Source organism: Streptomyces sp. NPDC024687 (assembly GCF_055559055.1).
The window spans coordinates 983650-1001144 of the sequence record NZ_JBVHLJ010000002.1 but is presented as its reverse complement, the minus strand read 5'-3'; the positions used below and the strand labels follow the sequence as shown (position 1 = coordinate 1001144).

General features: G+C 70.4%; 15 protein-coding genes. 4 read left to right on the top strand and 11 right to left on the bottom strand.

Features of this window, described 5'->3' with window-relative positions:
• The first annotated feature begins 17 nt into the window (after nt 1–17).
• The gene (locus ACZ39I_RS11305; RefSeq protein ID WP_467244264.1) at nt 18–893 is read left to right on the top strand and encodes a shikimate dehydrogenase; all 876 of its coding nucleotides are present in this window, start codon (nt 18–20) and stop codon (nt 891–893) included.
• A gap of 7 nt (nt 894–900) precedes the next feature.
• On the opposite strand, the gene ACZ39I_RS11300 is transcribed toward ACZ39I_RS11305, so the two are convergent.
• The 8 genes from ACZ39I_RS11300 to tkt all read right to left on the bottom strand — a co-directional run bounded on the left by ACZ39I_RS11300 (nt 901) and on the right by tkt (nt 11314).
• Nucleotides 901–2364: a membrane-associated oxidoreductase gene (locus tag ACZ39I_RS11300; RefSeq protein WP_467244263.1), complete on the bottom strand. Its 1464-nt coding sequence runs from the start codon at nt 2362–2364 to the stop codon at nt 901–903.
• Between the two features lie 98 nt (nt 2365–2462).
• The gene (locus tag ACZ39I_RS11295; protein WP_467244262.1) at nt 2463–3050 is read right to left on the bottom strand and encodes a histidine phosphatase family protein; all 588 of its coding nucleotides are present in this window, start codon (nt 3048–3050) and stop codon (nt 2463–2465) included.
• Nucleotides 3051–3057: 7 nt separating this feature from the next.
• Nucleotides 3058–3936, bottom strand: coding sequence for a phosphogluconate dehydrogenase (NAD(+)-dependent, decarboxylating) (gnd, locus tag ACZ39I_RS11290; RefSeq protein ID WP_467244377.1), 879 nt, complete (start codon nt 3934–3936; stop codon nt 3058–3060).
• Between the two features lie 10 nt (nt 3937–3946).
• Complete coding sequence (gene pgi / locus ACZ39I_RS11285) at nt 3947–5599, bottom strand: glucose-6-phosphate isomerase (RefSeq protein WP_467244261.1); 1653 nt, start codon at nt 5597–5599, stop codon at nt 3947–3949.
• The gene (gene opcA, locus ACZ39I_RS11280) at nt 5592–6527 is read right to left on the bottom strand and encodes a glucose-6-phosphate dehydrogenase assembly protein OpcA (protein WP_467244260.1); all 936 of its coding nucleotides are present in this window, start codon (nt 6525–6527) and stop codon (nt 5592–5594) included. The genes pgi and opcA overlap by 8 nt, the downstream gene beginning before the upstream one ends.
• Nucleotides 6524–8059 (bottom strand): glucose-6-phosphate dehydrogenase, encoded by a 1536-nt coding sequence (zwf, locus tag ACZ39I_RS11275; protein WP_467244258.1) that lies wholly within the window; start codon nt 8057–8059, stop codon nt 6524–6526. The genes opcA and zwf overlap by 4 nt, the downstream gene beginning before the upstream one ends.
• Nucleotides 8056–9201 carry a transaldolase gene (gene tal / locus ACZ39I_RS11270; RefSeq protein ID WP_467244257.1) on the bottom strand — a complete coding sequence of 382 codons (1146 nt, stop codon included), beginning with the start codon at nt 9199–9201 and terminating at the stop codon, nt 8056–8058. Before tal ends, zwf begins: the two co-directional genes overlap by 4 nt.
• Before the next feature lie 19 nt (nt 9202–9220).
• Nucleotides 9221–11314 carry a transketolase gene (gene tkt, locus ACZ39I_RS11265; protein WP_467244256.1) on the bottom strand — a complete coding sequence of 698 codons (2094 nt, stop codon included), beginning with the start codon at nt 11312–11314 and terminating at the stop codon, nt 9221–9223.
• A 146-nt stretch (nt 11315–11460) separates the two neighbouring features.
• Here tkt and ACZ39I_RS11260 point away from each other — a divergent pair, with 146 nt between their 5' ends.
• Together ACZ39I_RS11260 and ACZ39I_RS11255 are read left to right on the top strand one after the other, a co-directional pair.
• A complete protein-coding gene (locus ACZ39I_RS11260; RefSeq protein ID WP_467244255.1) occupies nt 11461–12375 on the top strand; it encodes a helix-turn-helix transcriptional regulator in 915 nt (304 codons plus the stop codon).
• 10 nt (nt 12376–12385) lie between these two features.
• Nucleotides 12386–12772, top strand: a complete 387-nt coding sequence (locus tag ACZ39I_RS11255; RefSeq protein WP_467244253.1) for a VOC family protein — start codon at nt 12386–12388, stop codon at nt 12770–12772.
• 48 nt (nt 12773–12820) lie between these two features.
• Here ACZ39I_RS11255 and ACZ39I_RS11250 read toward each other — a convergent pair whose 3' ends face one another.
• Together ACZ39I_RS11250 and ACZ39I_RS11245 are read right to left on the bottom strand one after the other, a co-directional pair.
• Nucleotides 12821–14206 (bottom strand): glycoside hydrolase family 16 protein, encoded by a 1386-nt coding sequence (locus ACZ39I_RS11250; protein ID WP_467244252.1) that lies wholly within the window; start codon nt 14204–14206, stop codon nt 12821–12823.
• A 226-nt stretch (nt 14207–14432) separates the two neighbouring features.
• Nucleotides 14433–15242, bottom strand: a complete 810-nt coding sequence (locus ACZ39I_RS11245) for an SDR family oxidoreductase (RefSeq protein ID WP_467244251.1) — start codon at nt 15240–15242, stop codon at nt 14433–14435.
• A gap of 63 nt (nt 15243–15305) precedes the next feature.
• Between ACZ39I_RS11245 and ACZ39I_RS11240 the strand changes: the two genes are divergently transcribed.
• Nucleotides 15306–16091, top strand: a complete 786-nt coding sequence (locus ACZ39I_RS11240) for a helix-turn-helix domain-containing protein (protein ID WP_467244250.1) — start codon at nt 15306–15308, stop codon at nt 16089–16091.
• 3 nt (nt 16092–16094) lie between these two features.
• On the opposite strand, the gene ACZ39I_RS11235 is transcribed toward ACZ39I_RS11240, so the two are convergent.
• The gene (locus ACZ39I_RS11235; protein WP_467244248.1) at nt 16095–17333 is read right to left on the bottom strand and encodes a L,D-transpeptidase; all 1239 of its coding nucleotides are present in this window, start codon (nt 17331–17333) and stop codon (nt 16095–16097) included.
• Between the last annotated feature and the right edge of the window lie 162 nt (nt 17334–17495).

Sequence of the window (17495 nt, the reverse complement as noted above, 5' to 3'; positions counted from 1 at the left end):
CGGCTCGGGAGGTCCGTGTGGCCAAGGACTCGTTTCTCGTCGGACTGATCGGCGCCGGTGTCGGCCCCTCGCTGAGCCCGGCGCTGCACGAGCGGGAGGCGGACCGGCAGGGCCTGCGTTATCTGTACCGGCTCATCGACATCGACGTGCTCGGGGTGCGCCCCGAGGCGGTCGGCGAACTGCTGCGCGCCGCCCGCGACCTGGGCTTCGACGGGCTGAACATCACCCACCCCTGCAAGCAGCTGGTCATCGGGCACCTGGACGCGCTCGCCCCGCAGGCCGAGGCGCTCGGCGCGGTCAACACCGTCGTCTTCGAGAACGGCCGGGCTACCGGCCACAACACCGATGTCACCGGCTTCGCCGCGTCCTTCGCGCGCGGACTGCCCGACGCACCCCTGGAGCGGGTCGTCCAGCTGGGCGCCGGCGGTGCGGGGGCGGCCGTCGCGCACGCCATGCTCACCCTGGGCGCCGGGCGGATCACCGTCGTCGACGCGCTCGCCGACCGGGCCGCCGACCTCGCGGCCTCCCTGAACCGTCACTTCGGCGAGGGCCGGGCGGCCGCGGCCGTACCCGACCGACTGCCGCGGCTGCTCGCCGACGCCGACGGCCTCGTGCACGCCACCCCCACCGGCATGGCCGCCCACCCCGGTCTGCCCCTCCCGGCCGACCTGCTCCGCCCCGAACTGTGGGTGGCCGAGGTCGTCTACCGCCCGCTGGAGACGGAACTGCTGCGCACCGCCCGCGCACTCGGCTGCGCCACGCTCGACGGAGGCGGGATGGCCGTCTTCCAGGCCGCGGACGCGTTCCGGCTGTTCACGGGGCGCGAGCCGGACGCGGCGCGGATGCTCGGGGACATCGCGGAGCTGGCGGGCGTGGTCGGCGCTCCCAAGTAAGCAGGGTTCACTGGCGGTTGACGGTCCGGGTCACACCGGCGAAGACCGTCGTCGCCAGGATCCAGCCCGCGATGACCAGCGTGTACGACAGCGACTGGTACCACCCCTGCGGCGCGAAGGCGCCCTCCTGGCCGAAGGAGATCACCGGCAGCAGCAGGTCGAGGGTGTAGAACAGCGCGTTGAAGTGCGGGGCCTCGTCCGCCTTGAGCGGCGGCGGGTGGTGGAGGCTGTAGGCGACCGTGCCGACGGCGAGCAGGGAGAGCAGCCAGACGCAGGCCCGCAGGGGGTGGAAGCCGTAGCCGACGGTGGCGTCCTGGACGTGGCCCCACAGGCGCCCGTACCAGGCGAGGGTGGCGCGGTGGCGGCGCTGCTTGGCGAGCTGGACCAGTCGTGCGGCGCGATCGTCGCCGATCCGGCGGTAGGCGGCGGTCAACTGCTCGTAGGCGTGCGGGACATAGCCCTCGCGGTCCCGCTCCAGCATCGGCAGGCGGCGCTCGGCGGGCTCCTGGGGGGTGAGCGAGGTGTAGACGAGCTTGTTGAACTGGACCTCCTCCGGCACCACCTCGGGTTCCAGGAACAGGTCGTCGATCTGGGCACGGCGCAGGCTCAGGGTGCCCTGAATGCGCGGCCCCTTGCGCAGCCACAGCTCCCCGATGGTGGAACTGTTCGCCCGGAGCGCCGCGTCGCCCGGGTTCGACAGATGCGCGTACGAGAAGTCGAGCCGGCCCGCGATCCGCGCGCCCCGCAGACCGATCCAGCCGAAGGTGTGCACCCGGCGCAGATGGATGTCGCCCTCCACGACGAGGGTCTGCGCGTCGAGGACGATGTCGCCGGGGTGGCTGAGCCGGGCGTCGATGAGGTTGACGGAACCGGCGACGGTGGCACCGTTGAGGCGGACCTCGCCGTGGGCGCGCAGCCCCGGCGCCCACAGGTCGTCGCCGATGCTCATGTGGTTGAGCTGGAGCGCGGGTTCACCCGCGTCGACCGCGGTGATCTCGGCGCGGTCCATGAACAGTGCTCCGGCGATCTGTGCCCCGCCGAGCCGCACCGGGCCGTTCACCCTGCAGTCCGTCAGCCGCAGTACGGCGTCCACGCGCATGGTGGCGGCGGTCAGTCCGGGCAGCACGGAGTTGCTGAGGTTCAACTGGCGCAGCCGGCAGCCGTAGAGCAGCGGGGTGTCCTCGAAGAAGCACCGGCTGAGGCGTACCGCGTGGTCGACCGTCCCGTACTGGAGGCCGAGCACCCCGGTGATCCGGGCGCCCGCGAGCTTCAGGGCGGGTATCTCCCCGTCCTCGACCGGCCCGTTGAGCATCAGCGCCCGCAACACGACGGCCCGGACCGTGCGTTCGGGGCCCCACGCGGCGCCGGTCGCCACGTCCTCGTCCTCGGCCGTACCGAAGTCCACGGCCTCGCCCTTCGGGAAGGCACGCCACACCCGCAGTTCGGCCGGGGTCAGGTTGTCGATCTCCATCAGCCGTGACTCTCCAACGCACACGTCACGGTGTCAACACGCCCGCGGACGACGACGGCCCGGGAGCCTGTGCTCCCGGGCCGTGCGCAACTGCCGTTCTAGACCCTGGTGTTCCACTCCGCGATCACCGGACGGTCGTGTTCCATGGACAGTCGGCTCACCGTGCCGGTCGCCAGCTGGAACAGCCGGCCCTCCGCCGGGGCGAGCCCCAGTCGGCGGGCCGTCAGGACCCGCAGGAAGTGGGCGTGGGCCACGAGGACCACGTCACCGTCGGGAAGCGCGGCCTCGACGCGGGCGAGGACCCGGTCGGCGCGGCGGCCGACCTCCCCGGGTGATTCGCCGGGGTGTCCGTCCGGGCCGGGCGGAACCCCGTCGGTCCACAGGTCCCAGTCGGGCCGGGTGCGGTGGATGTCGACGGTGGTGACGCCCTCGTAGGCGCCGTAGTCCCACTCGTGGAGGTCGGGGTCGGTCAGGGCCCCGGTGATGCCCGCCAGCTCGGCGGTGCGTATCGCACGGCCCAGCTCACTGGTCAGGGCGAGCGAGAAGGACCGGCCCGAGAGGAGCGGAGCGAGTGACTTGGCCTGTTCCTCGCCGTGCCGGGTGAGGGGCAGGTCGGTCCAGCTGGTGTGCTGTCCCGACGCGCTCCACTCCGTCTCGCCGTGGCGGACCAGGAGGAGATCCCCCATGACGCGCCTACTTCTTCGCTTCGACGGCGTGCCCGCCGAACTGGTTGCGCAGTGCCGCGACCATCTTCATCTGCGGGGAGTCGTCCTGGCGGGACGCGAACCGCGCGAACAGCGAGGCGGTGATCGTGGGCAGCGGCACCGCGTTGTTGATGGCCGCCTCCACGGTCCAGCGGCCCTCGCCGGAGTCCTCCGCGTAGCCCTTGAGCTTGTCCAGGTGCTCGTCGTCGTCGAGGGCGTTGACCGCGAGGTCGAGCAGCCAGGAGCGGATGACGGTCCCCTCCTGCCAGGAGCGGAACACCTCCCGAACGCTGTCCACCGACTCGACCTTCTCCAGGAGCTCCCAGCCCTCGGCGTAGGCCTGCATCATGGCGTACTCGATGCCATTGTGGACCATCTTGGAGAAGTGCCCGGCGCCGACCTTGCCCGCGTGGACATAGCCGTACGGCCCCTCGGGCTTGAGCGCGTGGAAGATCGGCTGGAGCCGCTCCACGTGCTCCTTGTCGCCGCCGACCATCAGCGCGTAGCCGTTCTTCAGGCCCCACACGCCGCCGGAGACACCGGCGTCGACGAAGCCGATGCCCTTGGCGCCCAGCTCCTCGGCGTGCTTCTCGTCGTCGCTCCAGCGGGAGTTGCCGCCGTCGACCACGGTGTCACCGGGGGAGAGGAGGTCGCCGAGCTCGTCCACGACGGACTGGGTGGCGGCGCCGGCCGGGACCATCACCCACACCGTGCGCGGCGCCTCGAGCTTGTCGACCAGTTCGGACAGGCTCGCCACGTCGGACACTTCGGGGTTGCGGTCGTAGCCGACGACGGTGTGGCCGGCGCGGCGGATGCGCTCGCGCATGTTGCCGCCCATCTTGCCGAGGCCGATCAGGCCGAGCTGCATCGCTGTCATGTCAGAGCACTTCCTTCAGTTCACGGTAGGCGGCCACCAGGGCGGTGGTGGAGGGGTCGAGACCGGGGACGTCCGCACCCTCGGACAGGGCGGGCTCGACGCGCTTGGCGAGGACCTTGCCGAGCTCGACGCCCCACTGGTCGAAGGAGTCGATGTTCCAGACCGCGCCTTGCACGAACACCTTGTGCTCGTAGAGGGCGATGAGCTGGCCGAGCACGGAGGGGGTGAGCTCCTTGGCCAGAATCGTGGTCGTGGGGTGGTTGCCCTGGAAGGTGCGGTGGGCCACCTGCTCCTCGGCCACGCCCTCCGCGCGCACCTCCTCGGCGGTCTTGCCGAAGGCGAGCGCCTGCCCCTGCGCGAACAGGTTCGCCATCAACAGGTCGTGCTGCGCCTTGAGTTCGTCACTCAGCTCGTCCATCGGGCGGGCGAAGCCGATGAGGTCGGCCGGGATGACCTTGGTGCCCTGGTGGATCAACTGGTAGTAGGCGTGCTGCCCGTTGGTGCCGGGCGTGCCCCACACCACCGGTCCGGTCTGCCACTGGACCGGGTTGCCGTCCCGGTCCACCGACTTGCCGTTGGACTCCATGTCCAGCTGCTGGAGATAGGCGGTGAACTTCGACAGGTAGTGCGAGTAGGGCAGTACCGCGTGCGACTGGGCGTCGTGGAAGTTGCCGTACCAGATGCCCAACAGGCCCAGGATCAGCGGTGCGTTGGCCTCGGCGGGCGCGTTCTGGAAGTGCTCGTCGACGATCCGGAACCCGTCGAGCATCTCGCGGAAGCGGTCCGGGCCGATGGCGATCATCAGGGAGAGCCCGATCGCCGAGTCGAAGGAGTAGCGGCCGCCGACCCAGTCCCAGAACTCGAACATGTTGTCCGGGTCGATGCCGAAGTCCGTGACCTTCTCGGCGTTCGTCGACAGCGCGACGAAGTGCTTGGCGACGGCCTTGTCGTCGCGCAGACCCGCCGGGCCGTCGAGCAGCCAGGTGCGGGCCGACGTGGCGTTCGTGATCGTCTCGATCGTGGTGAAGGTCTTGGACGCGACGATGAACAGGGTCTCCGCCGGGTCCAGGTCCCGCACGGCCTCGTGCAGGTCGGCGCCGTCCACGTTGGAGACGAAACGGAACGTCAACTCCCGTGCCGTGTAGGGGCGCAGGGCCTCGTAGGCCATCGCGGGGCCGAGGTCGGAGCCGCCGATGCCGATGTTGACGACGTTCTTGATCCGCTTGCCGGTGTGGCCGGTCCACTCGCCGGAGCGGACCCGGTTCGCGAAGTCGCTCATCCTGTCGAGGACGGCGTGCACGCGGGGCACGACGTTCTCGCCGTCGACCTCGACGACAGCGCCCGCGGGTGCGCGCAGCGCGGTGTGCAGTACCGCCCGGTCCTCGGTGAGGTTGATCCGCTCGCCGCGGAACATGGCGTCGCGGAGCCCGAACACGTCGGTGGCGGCGGCCAGTTCCTGGAGCAGGGCCAGCGTCTCGTCGGTGATCAGGTGCTTGGAGTAGTCGATGCGCAGATCGCCCACGCGCACCACGTACCGCTCCGCGCGCCCGGGGTCGTCGGCGAACAGCTCACGCAGATGCGCGTGCTGTGCGGCCCGGTGGTCCTCCAGGGCCGTCCACTCGGGGCGACGCGTCAGAAGAGGGGAGTCAGACATGAGCAGGGGTCTCCTCGGTGGCCTCGCCCTGCAGGGCGACGGCGTACATCTCGTCGGCGTCGAGGCGGCGGAGCTCCTCGGCGATGAGTTCGGAGGTGGTGCGGACCTTCAGCGCGAGCGTCCGGGGAGGCTGACCCGGCAGGGACAGCGTGGCCAGCGGGCCCTCGGGACGGTCGATGACGATCTCGCCGTTCGCGGTGCCCAGACGGACGGCCGTGACGACCGGACCGTCGGTGACCACGCGGTCGATACGCACCTTCAGCCGTGCCTCCAGCCAGCGCGCGAGCAGTTCGGCGGCCGGGTTGTCGGCCTCGGCCTCCACGGCCCCGGAGATGATCTCCGTACGGGCCTGGTCGAGGGCCGCCGCCAGCATCGAGCGCCACGGGGTCAGCCGGGTCCAGGCGAGGTCGGTGTCGCCCGGCGCGTAGGAGCGGACCCGGGTCTCCAGCACCTGCATCGGGTGTTCCACCGCGTACAGGTCGGTGATCCGGCGCTGGGCCAGCGCGCCCAGCGGGTCCTTCGCGGGGTTCTGCGGCGCCTCCACCGGCCACCACACGACGACCGGGGCGTCCGGCAGCAGCAGCGGCAGCACCACGGAGTCGGCGTGGTCGGAGACCTCGCCGTAGGTCCGCAGGACGACCGTCTCGCCGGTGCCGGCGTCGGCGCCCACCCGGACCTCGGCGTCGAGGTGCGAGTTGGTGCGGTCGCGGGGGGTGCGGGCGTGCCGCTTGATGACGACCAGGGTGCGCGAGGGGTGCTCGTGCGAGGCCTCCTCGGCCGCCTTGATCGCGTCGTAGGCGTTCTCCTCGTCCGTGACGATCACCATCGTCAGGACCATGCCCACCGCGGGGGTTCCGATGGCGCGGCGACCCTGCACCAGCGCCTTGTTGATCTTGCTTGCCGTGGTGTCGGTCAGGTCGATCTTCATGGCCTGCGCCAGCTCCGTCCGTCTCGTGCGAGCATCTCGTCGGCTTCCTCGGGTCCCCAGGTACCCGACGCGTACTGCGCCGGACGGCCGTGGTTCGCCCAGTGCTCCTCGATCGGGTCGAGGATCTTCCAGGACTCTTCCACTTCCTGGTGACGCGGGAACAGGTTGGCGTCCCCGAGGAGGACGTCCAGGATGAGCCGCTCGTAGGCCTCCGGGCTGGACTCGGTGAACGACTCGCCGTAGGCGAAGTCCATCGTCACGTCCCGGATCTCCATCGAGGTGCCCGGCACCTTCGACCCGAACCGGACCGTCATGCCCTCGTCCGGCTGCACCCGGATGACGATGGCGTTGGAGCCGAGCTCCTCGGTGGCCGTGGAGTCGAAGGGCGAGTGCGGGGCCGTCTGGAAGACGACCGCGATCTCGGTGACCCGGCGGCCCAGCCGCTTGCCGGTGCGCAGGTAGAAGGGGACGCCCGCCCAGCGGCGGTTGTCGACGTTCAGCCTGATGGCCGCGTAGGTGTCCGTCGTGGAGGCCTGGTCGATGCCCTCCTCCTCCAGATAGCCGAGCACCTTCTCGCCGCCCTGCCAGGCACCCGCGTACTGCCCGCGCACGGCGTGCGCGCCGATGTCCTCCGGCAGCTTCACGGCCCTGAGGACCTTCAGCTTCTCGGTGAGCAGCGACTCGGCGTCGAAGGCGGCCGGCTCCTCCATGGCGGTGAGCGCCATGAGCTGGAGGAGGTGGTTCTGGATGACGTCACGGGCGGCGCCGATGCCGTCGTAGTAGCCGGCCCGACCGCCGATGCCGATGTCCTCGGCCATCGTGATCTGGATGTGGTCGACGAACGACCGGTTCCAGATCGGCTCGTACATCTGGTTGGCGAAGCGCAGCGCCAGGATGTTCTGGACGGTCTCCTTGCCCAGGTAGTGGTCGATGCGGAAGACCTGGTCCGGCTCGAACACGTCGTGCACGAGGGCGTTGAGCTCGCGGGCGCTCTTCAGGTCGCGGCCGAACGGCTTCTCGATCACCGCCCGCCGCCAGGACCCCTCGGGCGCGTTCGCCAGGCCGTGCTTCTTGAGCTGCTGGACGACCTTCGGGAAGAACTTCGGCGGTACCGAGAGGTAGAAGGCGTAGTTGCCACTCGTACCGCGGGCCTTGTCCAGCTCCTCGACGGTCTGGCGCAACTGCTTGAACGCCGTGTCGTCGTCGAAGTCGCCCGGGATGAACCGCATCCCCTCGGCGAGCTGCTGCCAGACCTCCTCACGGAACTCGGTCCGCGCGTGCTCGCGCACGGAGTCGTGCACGATCTGCGCGAAGTCCTCGTCCTCCCAGTCCCGGCGGGCGAACCCGACGAGCGAGAAGCCCGGCGGGAGCATGCCGCGGTTGGCGAGGTCGTAGACGGCCGGCATCAGCTTCTTGCGGGACAGGTCGCCGGTGACCCCGAAGATGACGAGCCCTGAGGGCCCGGCGATCCGCGGCAGGCGCCGGTCGCGCTCGTCGCGCAGGGGGTTGTCCCAGTCGGCGGTGATGGTCATTCCGCGTCCACTCCCTTGCTGTTCAGCGACTTGGTGACGGCGTCCAGCAGCTCCTGCCAGGCGGCCTCGAACTTGGCGACACCCTCGTCCTCCAGCTGCCGCACGACCTCGTCGTAGGAAATCCCCAGCGCCTCGACGGCGGCCAGGTCGGCGCGGGCCTGCGCGTAACGGCCGCTCACCGTGTCGCCGGTGATCTCGCCGTGGTCGGCGGTGGCGTTCAGCGTGGCCTCCGGCATGGTGTTGACCGTGCCGGGCGCGACCAGGTCGTCGACGTAGAGGGTGTCCTTGTAGGACGGGTCCTTCACGCCGGTCGAGGCCCACAGCGGGCGCTGCCTGTTGGCGCGGGCGCCGCCGAGCGAGGTCCAGCGCGGACCCGCGAAGACCTCTTCGTACGCCTGGTAGGCGAGCCGCGCGTTGGCGAGCGCGGCCTTCCCCTTGAGCGCGAGGGCCGCGTCCGTGCCGAGGACCGTCAGCCGCTTGTCGATCTCGGAGTCGACGCGGGAGACGAAGAAGGAGGCGACGGAGTGGATGGCCGAGAGGTCGAGGCCCTTCTTGGCGGCCTTCTCCAGACCGGCCAGGTAGGCGTCCATCACCTCGAGGTAGCGCTCCAGGGAGAAGATCAGCGTGACGTTGACGCTGATCCCGAGGCCGATGACCTCGGTGATGGCGGGGAGACCCGCCTTCGTCGCGGGGATCTTGATCATGACGTTGGGGCGGTCCACGAGCCAGGCGAGCTGCTTGGCCTCGGCGATCGTCGCCGCCGTGTTGTGGGCGAGGCGCGGGTCGACCTCGATGGAGACCCGGCCGTCCCGGCCGCCGGTGGCCTCGTACACCGGACGCAGCACGTCGGCGGCGGCGCGGACGTCGGCCGTGGTCATCATCCGTACGGCCTCGTCGACCGTCACGCCCCGGGTGGCGAGGTCGCTCAGCTGCTCCTCGTACCCCGCTCCGGAGCCGATGGCGGCCTGGAAGATGGACGGGTTGGTGGTGACGCCGACGACGTGCTTCGTGGCGACGAGTTCGGCGAGGTTGCCCGACTCGATCCGCTTGCGTGACAGGTCGTCCAGCCAGATGGAGACGCCCTCGTCGGACAGGCGCTTGAGTGCTCCCGCGGTCGCGGTCGCTTCGGTCACAGTGATCATCTTCTTTCTGGCGGTCGGATCAATCACGCGCGGCGGCCAGGCCCGTAGCTGAATCAAGTGCAGCCCTGGCGGCCGCGACGACGTTCTCGGCGGTGAAGCCGAACTCGGCGAACAGGACCTTCGCGTCGGCGGAGGCGCCGAAGTGTTCGAGGGAGACGATGCGTCCTGCGTCACCTGTGAAGCGGTACCACGTGAGACCGATACCGGCCTCGATTGCGACGCGGGCTCGCACGGACGGCGGAAGGACGCTCTCCCGGTACTCCCGCGGCTGCTCCTCGAACCACTCCACGGACGGCATCGACACCACCCGGGTGCCCACCCCGTCCGCCTCCAGCTGCTCCCGTGCGGCGACGGCGAGCTGGACCTCGGAGCCGGTGGCGATGAGGACGACGTCGGGAACCTCCGTGGAGGAGTCCCGGAGCACGTACCCGCCCTTGGCCGCGTCCGGGTTCGGGGCGTACGTCGGCACACCCTGGCGGGTGAGCGCGAGGCCGTGCGGGGCCGGGTTGGTGGCGTGCCGCTTGAGGATCTCGGCCCAGGCGGTCGCGGTCTCGTTGGCGTCGGCCGGGCGGACCACGTTCAGGCCCGGGATGGCGCGCAGCGAGGCGAGGTGCTCGACCGGCTGGTGGGTCGGGCCGTCCTCGCCGAGGCCGATGGAGTCGTGCGTCCAGACGTAGGTGACGGGCAGCTGCATCAGGGCGGACAGGCGCACCGCGTTGCGCATGTAGTCGGAGAACACCAGGAAGGTGCCGCCGTAGATCCGTGTGTTGCCGTGCAGCGCGATGCCGTTCATCTCGGCCGCCATCGAGTGCTCGCGGATTCCGAAGTGGACGGTACGGCCGTACGGGTCGGCCTCCGGGAGCGCGTTGCCCTTCGGCAGGAAGGAGCTGGTCTTGTCGATGGTGGTGTTGTTCGACCCGGCGAGGTCGGCGGAACCGCCCCACAGCTCGGGGAGCACCGGGCCCAGCGCCTGCAGGACCTTGCCGGAGGCGGCACGGGTGGCGACTGAGGAGCCCTCCTCGAAGACCGGGATCGCGGACTCCCAGCCCTCGGGGAGCTGGCCGGCGACGATCCGGTCGAAGAGCTCGGCCCGCTCGGGCTGCTCACCGCGCCACACGGAGATCTGCTTGTCCCAGGCCGCGTGCGCCTCGGCGCCCCGGTCCAGGGCCAGACGGGTGTGGCGGATGACCTCGTCCGGGACCTCGAAGCTCTTCTCCGGGTCGAAACCGAGGACCCGCTTGGTGGCGGCGACCTCGTCGGCGCCGAGCGCGGAGCCGTGGGCGGCCTCGGTGTTCTGGGCGTTCGGGGCGGGCCAGGCGATGATCGTGCGCATCGCGATGATCGAGGGGCGCTCGGTCTCGGCCTGCGCCGCCTTCAGGGCCGCGTACAGGGCGTGGACGTCGATGTCACCGTCGGCGCCGGGCTCGATGCGCTGGGTGTGCCAGCCGTAGGCCTCGTACCGCTTCAGCACGTCCTCGGAGAACGCGGTGGCGGTGTCGCCCTCGATGGAGATGTGGTTGTCGTCGTAGACGAAGACCAGGTTGCCGAGCTTCTGGTGGCCGGCGAGGGAGGAGGCCTCGGCGGAGATGCCCTCCTCCAGGTCGCCGTCGGAGACGATCCCCCAGATGGTGTGGTCGAAGGGGGACTCGCCCTCGGGGGTCTCGGGGTCGAAGAGGCCGCGCTCGTAGCGGGCGGCCATCGCCATGCCGACGGCGTTGGCGACACCCTGGCCGAGCGGCCCGGTCGTGGTCTCGACGCCGGCGGTGTGCCCGTACTCGGGGTGACCGGGCGTCTTGGAGCCGTGGGTGCGGAAGGCCTTCAGGTCGTCCAGCTCCAGCTCGTACCCGGAGAGGTAGAGCTGGGTGTAGAGCGTCAGCGAGGTGTGCCCGGGGGAGAGGACGAAGCGGTCACGGCCGGTCCATTCGGGATCGGCCGGGTCGTGACGCATCACCTTCTGAAAGATCGTGTACGCCGCGGGGGCCAGGGCCATCGCGGTGCCCGGGTGGCCGTTCCCGACCTGCTGCACGGCATCCGCCGCCAAAAGGCGGGCGGTGTCGACGGCACGCCGGTCGAGTTCGGTCCATTCGAAGCTGTCCGGTGTCTGCGTGCTCATCTTCAAGAAGTCCTCGATCGGAGCGGGATGACTGGTCTGACGTGTTCAAACTTAAAAGTCTGACTTTTACGGTGGAAGGTCGCGGTGTGTCAGCCTGTGGTGAAAGTGGGACACGGAACGCTCCAGGCAGGCGGCACGAGCACGACATGGCGGACAGAACACCCCAAGCCTCCGTCCAAGGCGGAGACGGTGACGGCGGAGTGGACGGGATCAGAACGTTCCCCTTCCCCAGCGAACTGAGTGTGTGCGGAGTCGGCATGCAGGTCGGCCCGATGGGAGCAGGGCGCACCTGGCACGCGGATGCCCCGTTGGAGCGCGTCCACCGCATCGACTTCCATGTCGTGATGCTCTTCGACGGCGGTCCCGTGCGCCACATGATCGACTTCGCCGAGTACGAGGCGACGGCGGGCGATCTGTTGTGGATCCGCCCGGGCCAGGTCCACCGCTTCTCACCGACGAGCGAGTACCGCGGAACCGTCCTGACCATGCAACCGGGCTTTCTGCCGCGCGCGACGGTCGAGGCGACGGGGCTCTACCGCTACGACCTGCCGCCGCTGTTGCGGCCCTCCGACGCCCAGTTGGCGGGTCTGAAGGCCTCGGTGACCCAGCTTCAGCGGGAGTACGAGGACTCCTCGACGCTCCCGCTGAGCCTGCACACCTCGGTCCTGCGGCACTCGTTGACGGCGTTCCTGTTGCGGCTGGCCCACCTCGCGGCGAGTTCGGCGGAGGCCGGGCGGCGGGCCGACTCGACGTTCACCCTGTTCCGGGACGCGGTGGAGAAGGGCTTCGCCACCAACCACAGTGTCAGCGCGTACGCCGACGCGCTGGGCTACTCCCGCCGGACCCTGGTGCGTGCGGTGCGCGCCGCGACGGGGGAGACCCCCAAGGGGTTCATCGACAAGCGGGTCGTACTGGAGGCGAAGCGGCTGCTGGCCCACACGGACCTGCCGATCGGGCGGGTGGGGGCGGCGGTGGGGTTTCCCGACGCCGCGAACTTTTCCAAGTTCTTCCAGCAGCACACCGACATGACACCGGCGGCGTTCCGGACGGAACTCCGGTAGGAGGTGCCCCATGGCCCGACTGCGTGACATCGTCTTCGACTGCGCCCGACCCGCGGCCCTGGCCCGGTTCTGGGCCGCCGCGATGGACGGCTGTGCCGTCGCGCCGTACGACGACGAGGAGTTGGCCCGGCTCAGGGCCCTCGGGATCACGGACGTCGAGGACGATCCGAGCGTGCTGGTGGAGTCCTCGCGGGGCGGGCCCCGGCTGTGGTTCCAGCTGGTACCGGAGGGCAAGAGCGTCAAGAACCGGGTTCACCTTGATCTGTCCGCCGCCGACCCGGAGACGGAGGCCGGGCGGCTGACCGGTCTCGGTGCGACCGTCGTGGCCCGGTACGCGGACCATCTTCTGCTGACCGATCCCGAGGGCAACGAGTTCTGTCTGTTCGTGGCGAAGTGATGCCCCGCGAGGCGGCGACCGCCCTCGCGAGGCATCCCGACGGCCTGGTCAGTGGCCGAAGTTGAACCAGTTCACGTTCACGAAGTCCGCCGGCTGGCCGCTGGTGAAGGTCAGATAGACGTCGTGAGTGCCGGTGACGGCGCTGATGTTCGCCGGGACCGTTCTCCAGGACTGCCAGCCACCGGTGTTGGCGAGGGCGAAGCTGCCGACAGGAGTGGCGGTACGACTGTCCAGGCGCACCTCGACCAGACCGCTGACACCGCCCGCCGCGCCGCTCGCCACCCGCGCGACGAACTGGGTCGCCGCCGTGGAACCGAAGTTGACGTTCTGGTACAGCGCCCAGTCCCCGTTCGCGAGCGAGCCGATGTCCTGGCCGCCGCCGGTGTCCGTGGTGGTCTCGGCGCTCACACCGCTCTGGCTGTTGTACGACTCGGCCTGAATGGTGCCGTAGGCGTCACGGCCACCGCTCGGCGGAGGGGTGGTGCCGCCCCCGCCCGCCGACAGCACCTGGACGTAGTCCACGACCATGGGCACGCCGGACTGGGTGCCGGAGTCGAGCCCGCCGCCGAACGCGTCCGGGAAGGCGCCGCCCATCGCCACGTTGAGGATGACGAAGAACCCGTGGTTCGTGGCGTTGGACCAGGTCGTCGCGTCCACCTGACTCGCGTTGACCGAGTGGAACTGCGTGCCGTCCACGAGGAAGCGGATCGTCTCGGGGCTCACCGAGCGGTCCCACTCCATCGTGTAAGTGTGGAAGCCGGACTGGCAGGTCGAGCCCGGACAGGCGACGTTGTTGCCGATGCCCGTCGTCTCGTTGCACGGGCCGCCCGGGTTGGTGCCGCAGTGCATGGTGGCCCACACGCGGTTCATGCCCTGGACGTTCTCCATGATGTCCAGCTCACCGACGCTCGGCCAGTTCTGGTAGTTGCCGCGGTACGGCGCGCCCAGGGCCCAGAAGGCCGGCCAGTAGCCCTCGGCCGCGGTGCCCGTGACGTTGGGCATCTGGATGCGTGCCTCGACGCGCAGCTTGCCGCCGGCCGGGGGCTGGAAGTCGGTGCGGTTGGTCTCGATGCGGCCCGAGGTCCAGTTGCCGGCCGAGTCGCGGAGCGGGGTGATGCGCAGGTTGCCGTTGCCGTCGAGGGCGACGTTGCTGGTGCTGTTGGTCATCCTCTCGACCTCGCCCGTGCCCCAGTTTGCGGGGCCGCCGGGGTAGGAAGTCCCCGTCGCGTACTGCCAGTTGGAGGTGTTGACGCCGGTCCCGGCGGAGCCGTTGAAGTCGTCGAGGAAGACCTGCGACCAGCCCGTGGGAGGTGCGGAGGCGGAGGCGTCGGCGGGGAGGGTCGCTGCTGTCGCGAGGGCGGCGGCCAGGCCGAGGGTGCTCAGCACGGCGACGAGGGCCCGTCGCCGTCTGGGTATGCCGGAGGGTTCGCTCATGGGGGTGCTGCCTCTCGTGTACGGAGTGGGGGTGCGGGTGCGGGGGTGCCCTTCGAGAGCGCCCTGAGAGCGCTCTCAAAGTGCGCCCAATGTGCTCTCGGTCACTCCGGTCGTCAAGAGGTGAAACAGTGAAAGTCGCTGCGGTGCAGGTGAGTTCACCCAGTGAAGGGTGCGGATCGGCGCCGACGCCTCGGTCACCGCCGAGGTGCCGGCCCGCGAGTCCGCCTCAACCCCTGGCAGCGAGAGGCCGCCAGGCGTTCCAGGTGTCCAGTCGCTGTCGGTAGGCGGCCTCGACGACGGGATAGGGGTAGGTGCCGAGGAAGAGCCGCAGGGGCGGCTCGTCCGTGTCGACCAGTTCGAGGACGACGTCCGCGGTGGCCCGGGGATCCTGCGGGGCGCGGGCGGCGGCGCCGGCCCGGCGGGCCTCGCGGATCGGGTCGTAGGCGGCGAGGGGTTCGGTGTGCACGGCGGAGGAGCCGGACCAGTCGGTGCCGTAGGGGCCGGGTTCGACGATGGTGACGCGGACGCCGAGCGGGCAGACCTCCTGGGCCAGCGCCTCGCTCATCCCCTCCAGCGCCCACTTGGAGGCGTTGTAGAGGCCCAGGGAGGGGAAGGCGGCCAGGCCGCCGATGCTGGACACCTGAAGGATGTGCCCGGCGCCCTGGGCGCGCAGGACCGGCAGAGCCGCCTGCGTCACCCACAGCGGGCCCAGCACATTCGTGTCCAGCTGGGCGCGGGCCTGTTCCTCGGTGGTCTCCTCGACCATGCCGAACAGGCCGTAGCCCGCGTTGTTGACGACCACGTCGAGGCGGCCGAAGGTGTCGGCGGCCCGCCGCACGGCGGTGAGGGCGGCCGCCCGGTCGGTGACGTCGAGGGCGAGGGGCAGGACGCTGTCCCCGTAGGTGTCGGCGAGGGGCTTCAGGGTCTCGGGGCGGCGGGCGGTGGCGGCCACACGGTCGCCTCGGGACAGTGCGGCCTCGGCCCAGATCCGGCCGAAGCCGCGGGACGCGCCGGTGATGAACCAGGTCTTGTTCATGCCCTCGACCCTGCGACTTCCACCGGACGGCAGCCAGCACCCCCGCAGGGTTACCCTGCGGGGGTGGCGGCCGACAACGCGCTCGGAGAGTTCCTGAAGGCCCGGCGGGGCCGGGTCCCGCCCTCGCGTGCGGACCTGCCCGCGCACGGCAGGCGCCGGGTCGCGGGACTGCGCCGCGACGAGCTGGCCCGGCTGGCCGGCATCAGCGAGCCGTATCTGACCCGGCTGGAGCAGTGTGTCGACCAGCATCCGTCGCCGCAGGTGCTGCGGGCGCTCGCCCGGGCGTTGGAACTGGACGCCGATGCCTCCGCGCACCTGTTCGCGCTCGCCGCACCCGGCCCCGTACCGCCCACGGAGACCGAAGTCGCCCCGGACGTGCACCAGTTGCTCGACGCGTGGGCGGGCACTCCGGCGTATGTGCGCGACCGGAGGTTCGACGTGCTGGCCGCCAACAAGTGGGCCCGCGCGCTCGCCCCGCTGTACGAGCCCGGGCACAACCTGGCCCGGGACATGTTCCTCGACCCGGGAGCCCGCCGGCTGTTCCCGGACTGGCCCGGGATCGCCGCGCAGACCGCCGCGGCCCTGCGCGCCGAGGCCGACCCGCGTGATCCCCGGGTCGCGCGGCTCGTCGCCGAGCTGGAGGCGGACGAGGACTTCCGTGAGCTGTGGTCACGGCACGACGTGCGCCCCTCCCGCGACGAGCTCAAACGCTTCGCGCATCCGGTCGTCGGGGAACTGGCCCTGCGGCGGCAGGCGCTCACCGTCGGGGGCGCCGAGCAGCAGGTGATCATCGTCTACCAGGCGGTCCCGGGCAGCCCCTCCGAGGCCGCCCTCGCCAGGCTCCTGTGACTTCTAGAGCGCGCTGCCGGCCTTCCAGTCCGACCACGACAGGTTCCAGCCGTTGAGTCCGTTGGACGGTTCGACGGTCTTCTCGCCGGAGTTCTGCACGATGACGACGTCACCGAGCATGGAGCTGTCGTAGAACTTGTAGCCGTCCACCGACGTGTCGTTCGCGCCCTTGGCGTCGTGCAGGCCGACGCAGCCGTGGCTGGTGTTCTGATGGCCGAACACCGCGGTGGAGGCCCAGTAGTTGCCGTGCACGAAGGTCCCGGAGGTGGTCAGGCGCTGGGCGTGCGGAACGTCGGAGATGTCGTACTCGTCGCCGAGCCCGACCGTCGAGGACTCCATGCGGGTCTGCTTGAACCGCTCGCTGATCACCATGACCCCGGACCAGGTGGTGTGGTCGGAGTCGCCGCCGCTGACCGGGTAGGTTGCCACGGTCTTGCCGCCCCGCCTGACGACCATCTGCTTGGTGTCGAGGTCGACCGTGCTGATCTGCTCGCGGCCGATGTGGAAGGTGACGTCCTTCGACTGCACGCCGTAGACGCCGTCCGTGCCTTGGACGTCCTTGAGCCGCAGACCGAGCGTGATCTTCGTGCCGGGCGCCCAGTAGGTCTCGGGCCGGAAGTCGAGCCGGGTGTCGCTGAACCAGTGGCCCACGATCTCGACCGCGGGTTCCGCGGTCACGGTGATCGCCTTCTGGACGGCCGCCCTGTCGGACACGGCGTGGCTGAAGTTGATCGACACGGGCATGCCGACGCCGGAGGTGGAGTTCGCCTCGGGCGTGAAGTAGCCCACGAACGTCTCGCCGGGGGCTGTGGTGGTGAAGGTCGAGGTCTGCTCGGTGCCGCTCTCCGCAGTCGCCTTGACCGTGTACTTGGTGCCCGAGTACGGGTTCTTCGACGAGGTCCATGTCGTCCGGGCGCCGTTGTAGGAGCCGTCGAGCGTGGAGCCGTCGTTGCCCGTCACCTTCACCGAGGCGAGGGTGCCGTCCGTCACCGTGACCACGACGGGGCTGGTGAAGCCGGCTTTCGTGCTGCCGTCCGCCGGGGTGACCGAGACGACCGCCTTCTTGGTCACCGTCTGCACGGACGCGGTCGCCCCCGACCCCGGCGAGGCGTCCGCCGAACCTTCGCCGCCGCACCCCGTCAGCAGGGTCGCGGCCGGTACGGCGCCGAGCGCGGCGAGGATCCCGCGCCGGGACCACTTCTCCGACTGCCCGGACCGGTTCGATATGTGCGAGTCGCCCACTGCAGGCCTTCCTGAGACATCCGTCTTTGCGCATGCATCGTGCGCCTCGCACCTTGGGTGATCCTTTGAATCACCGGGCCACCGGCTGAGATTCCGATGAGGACCCTCTGCGGGTGCCCGCCGCCGTCAGGTGTTCGTCGACACGGACCGTTCGGGCGTGGC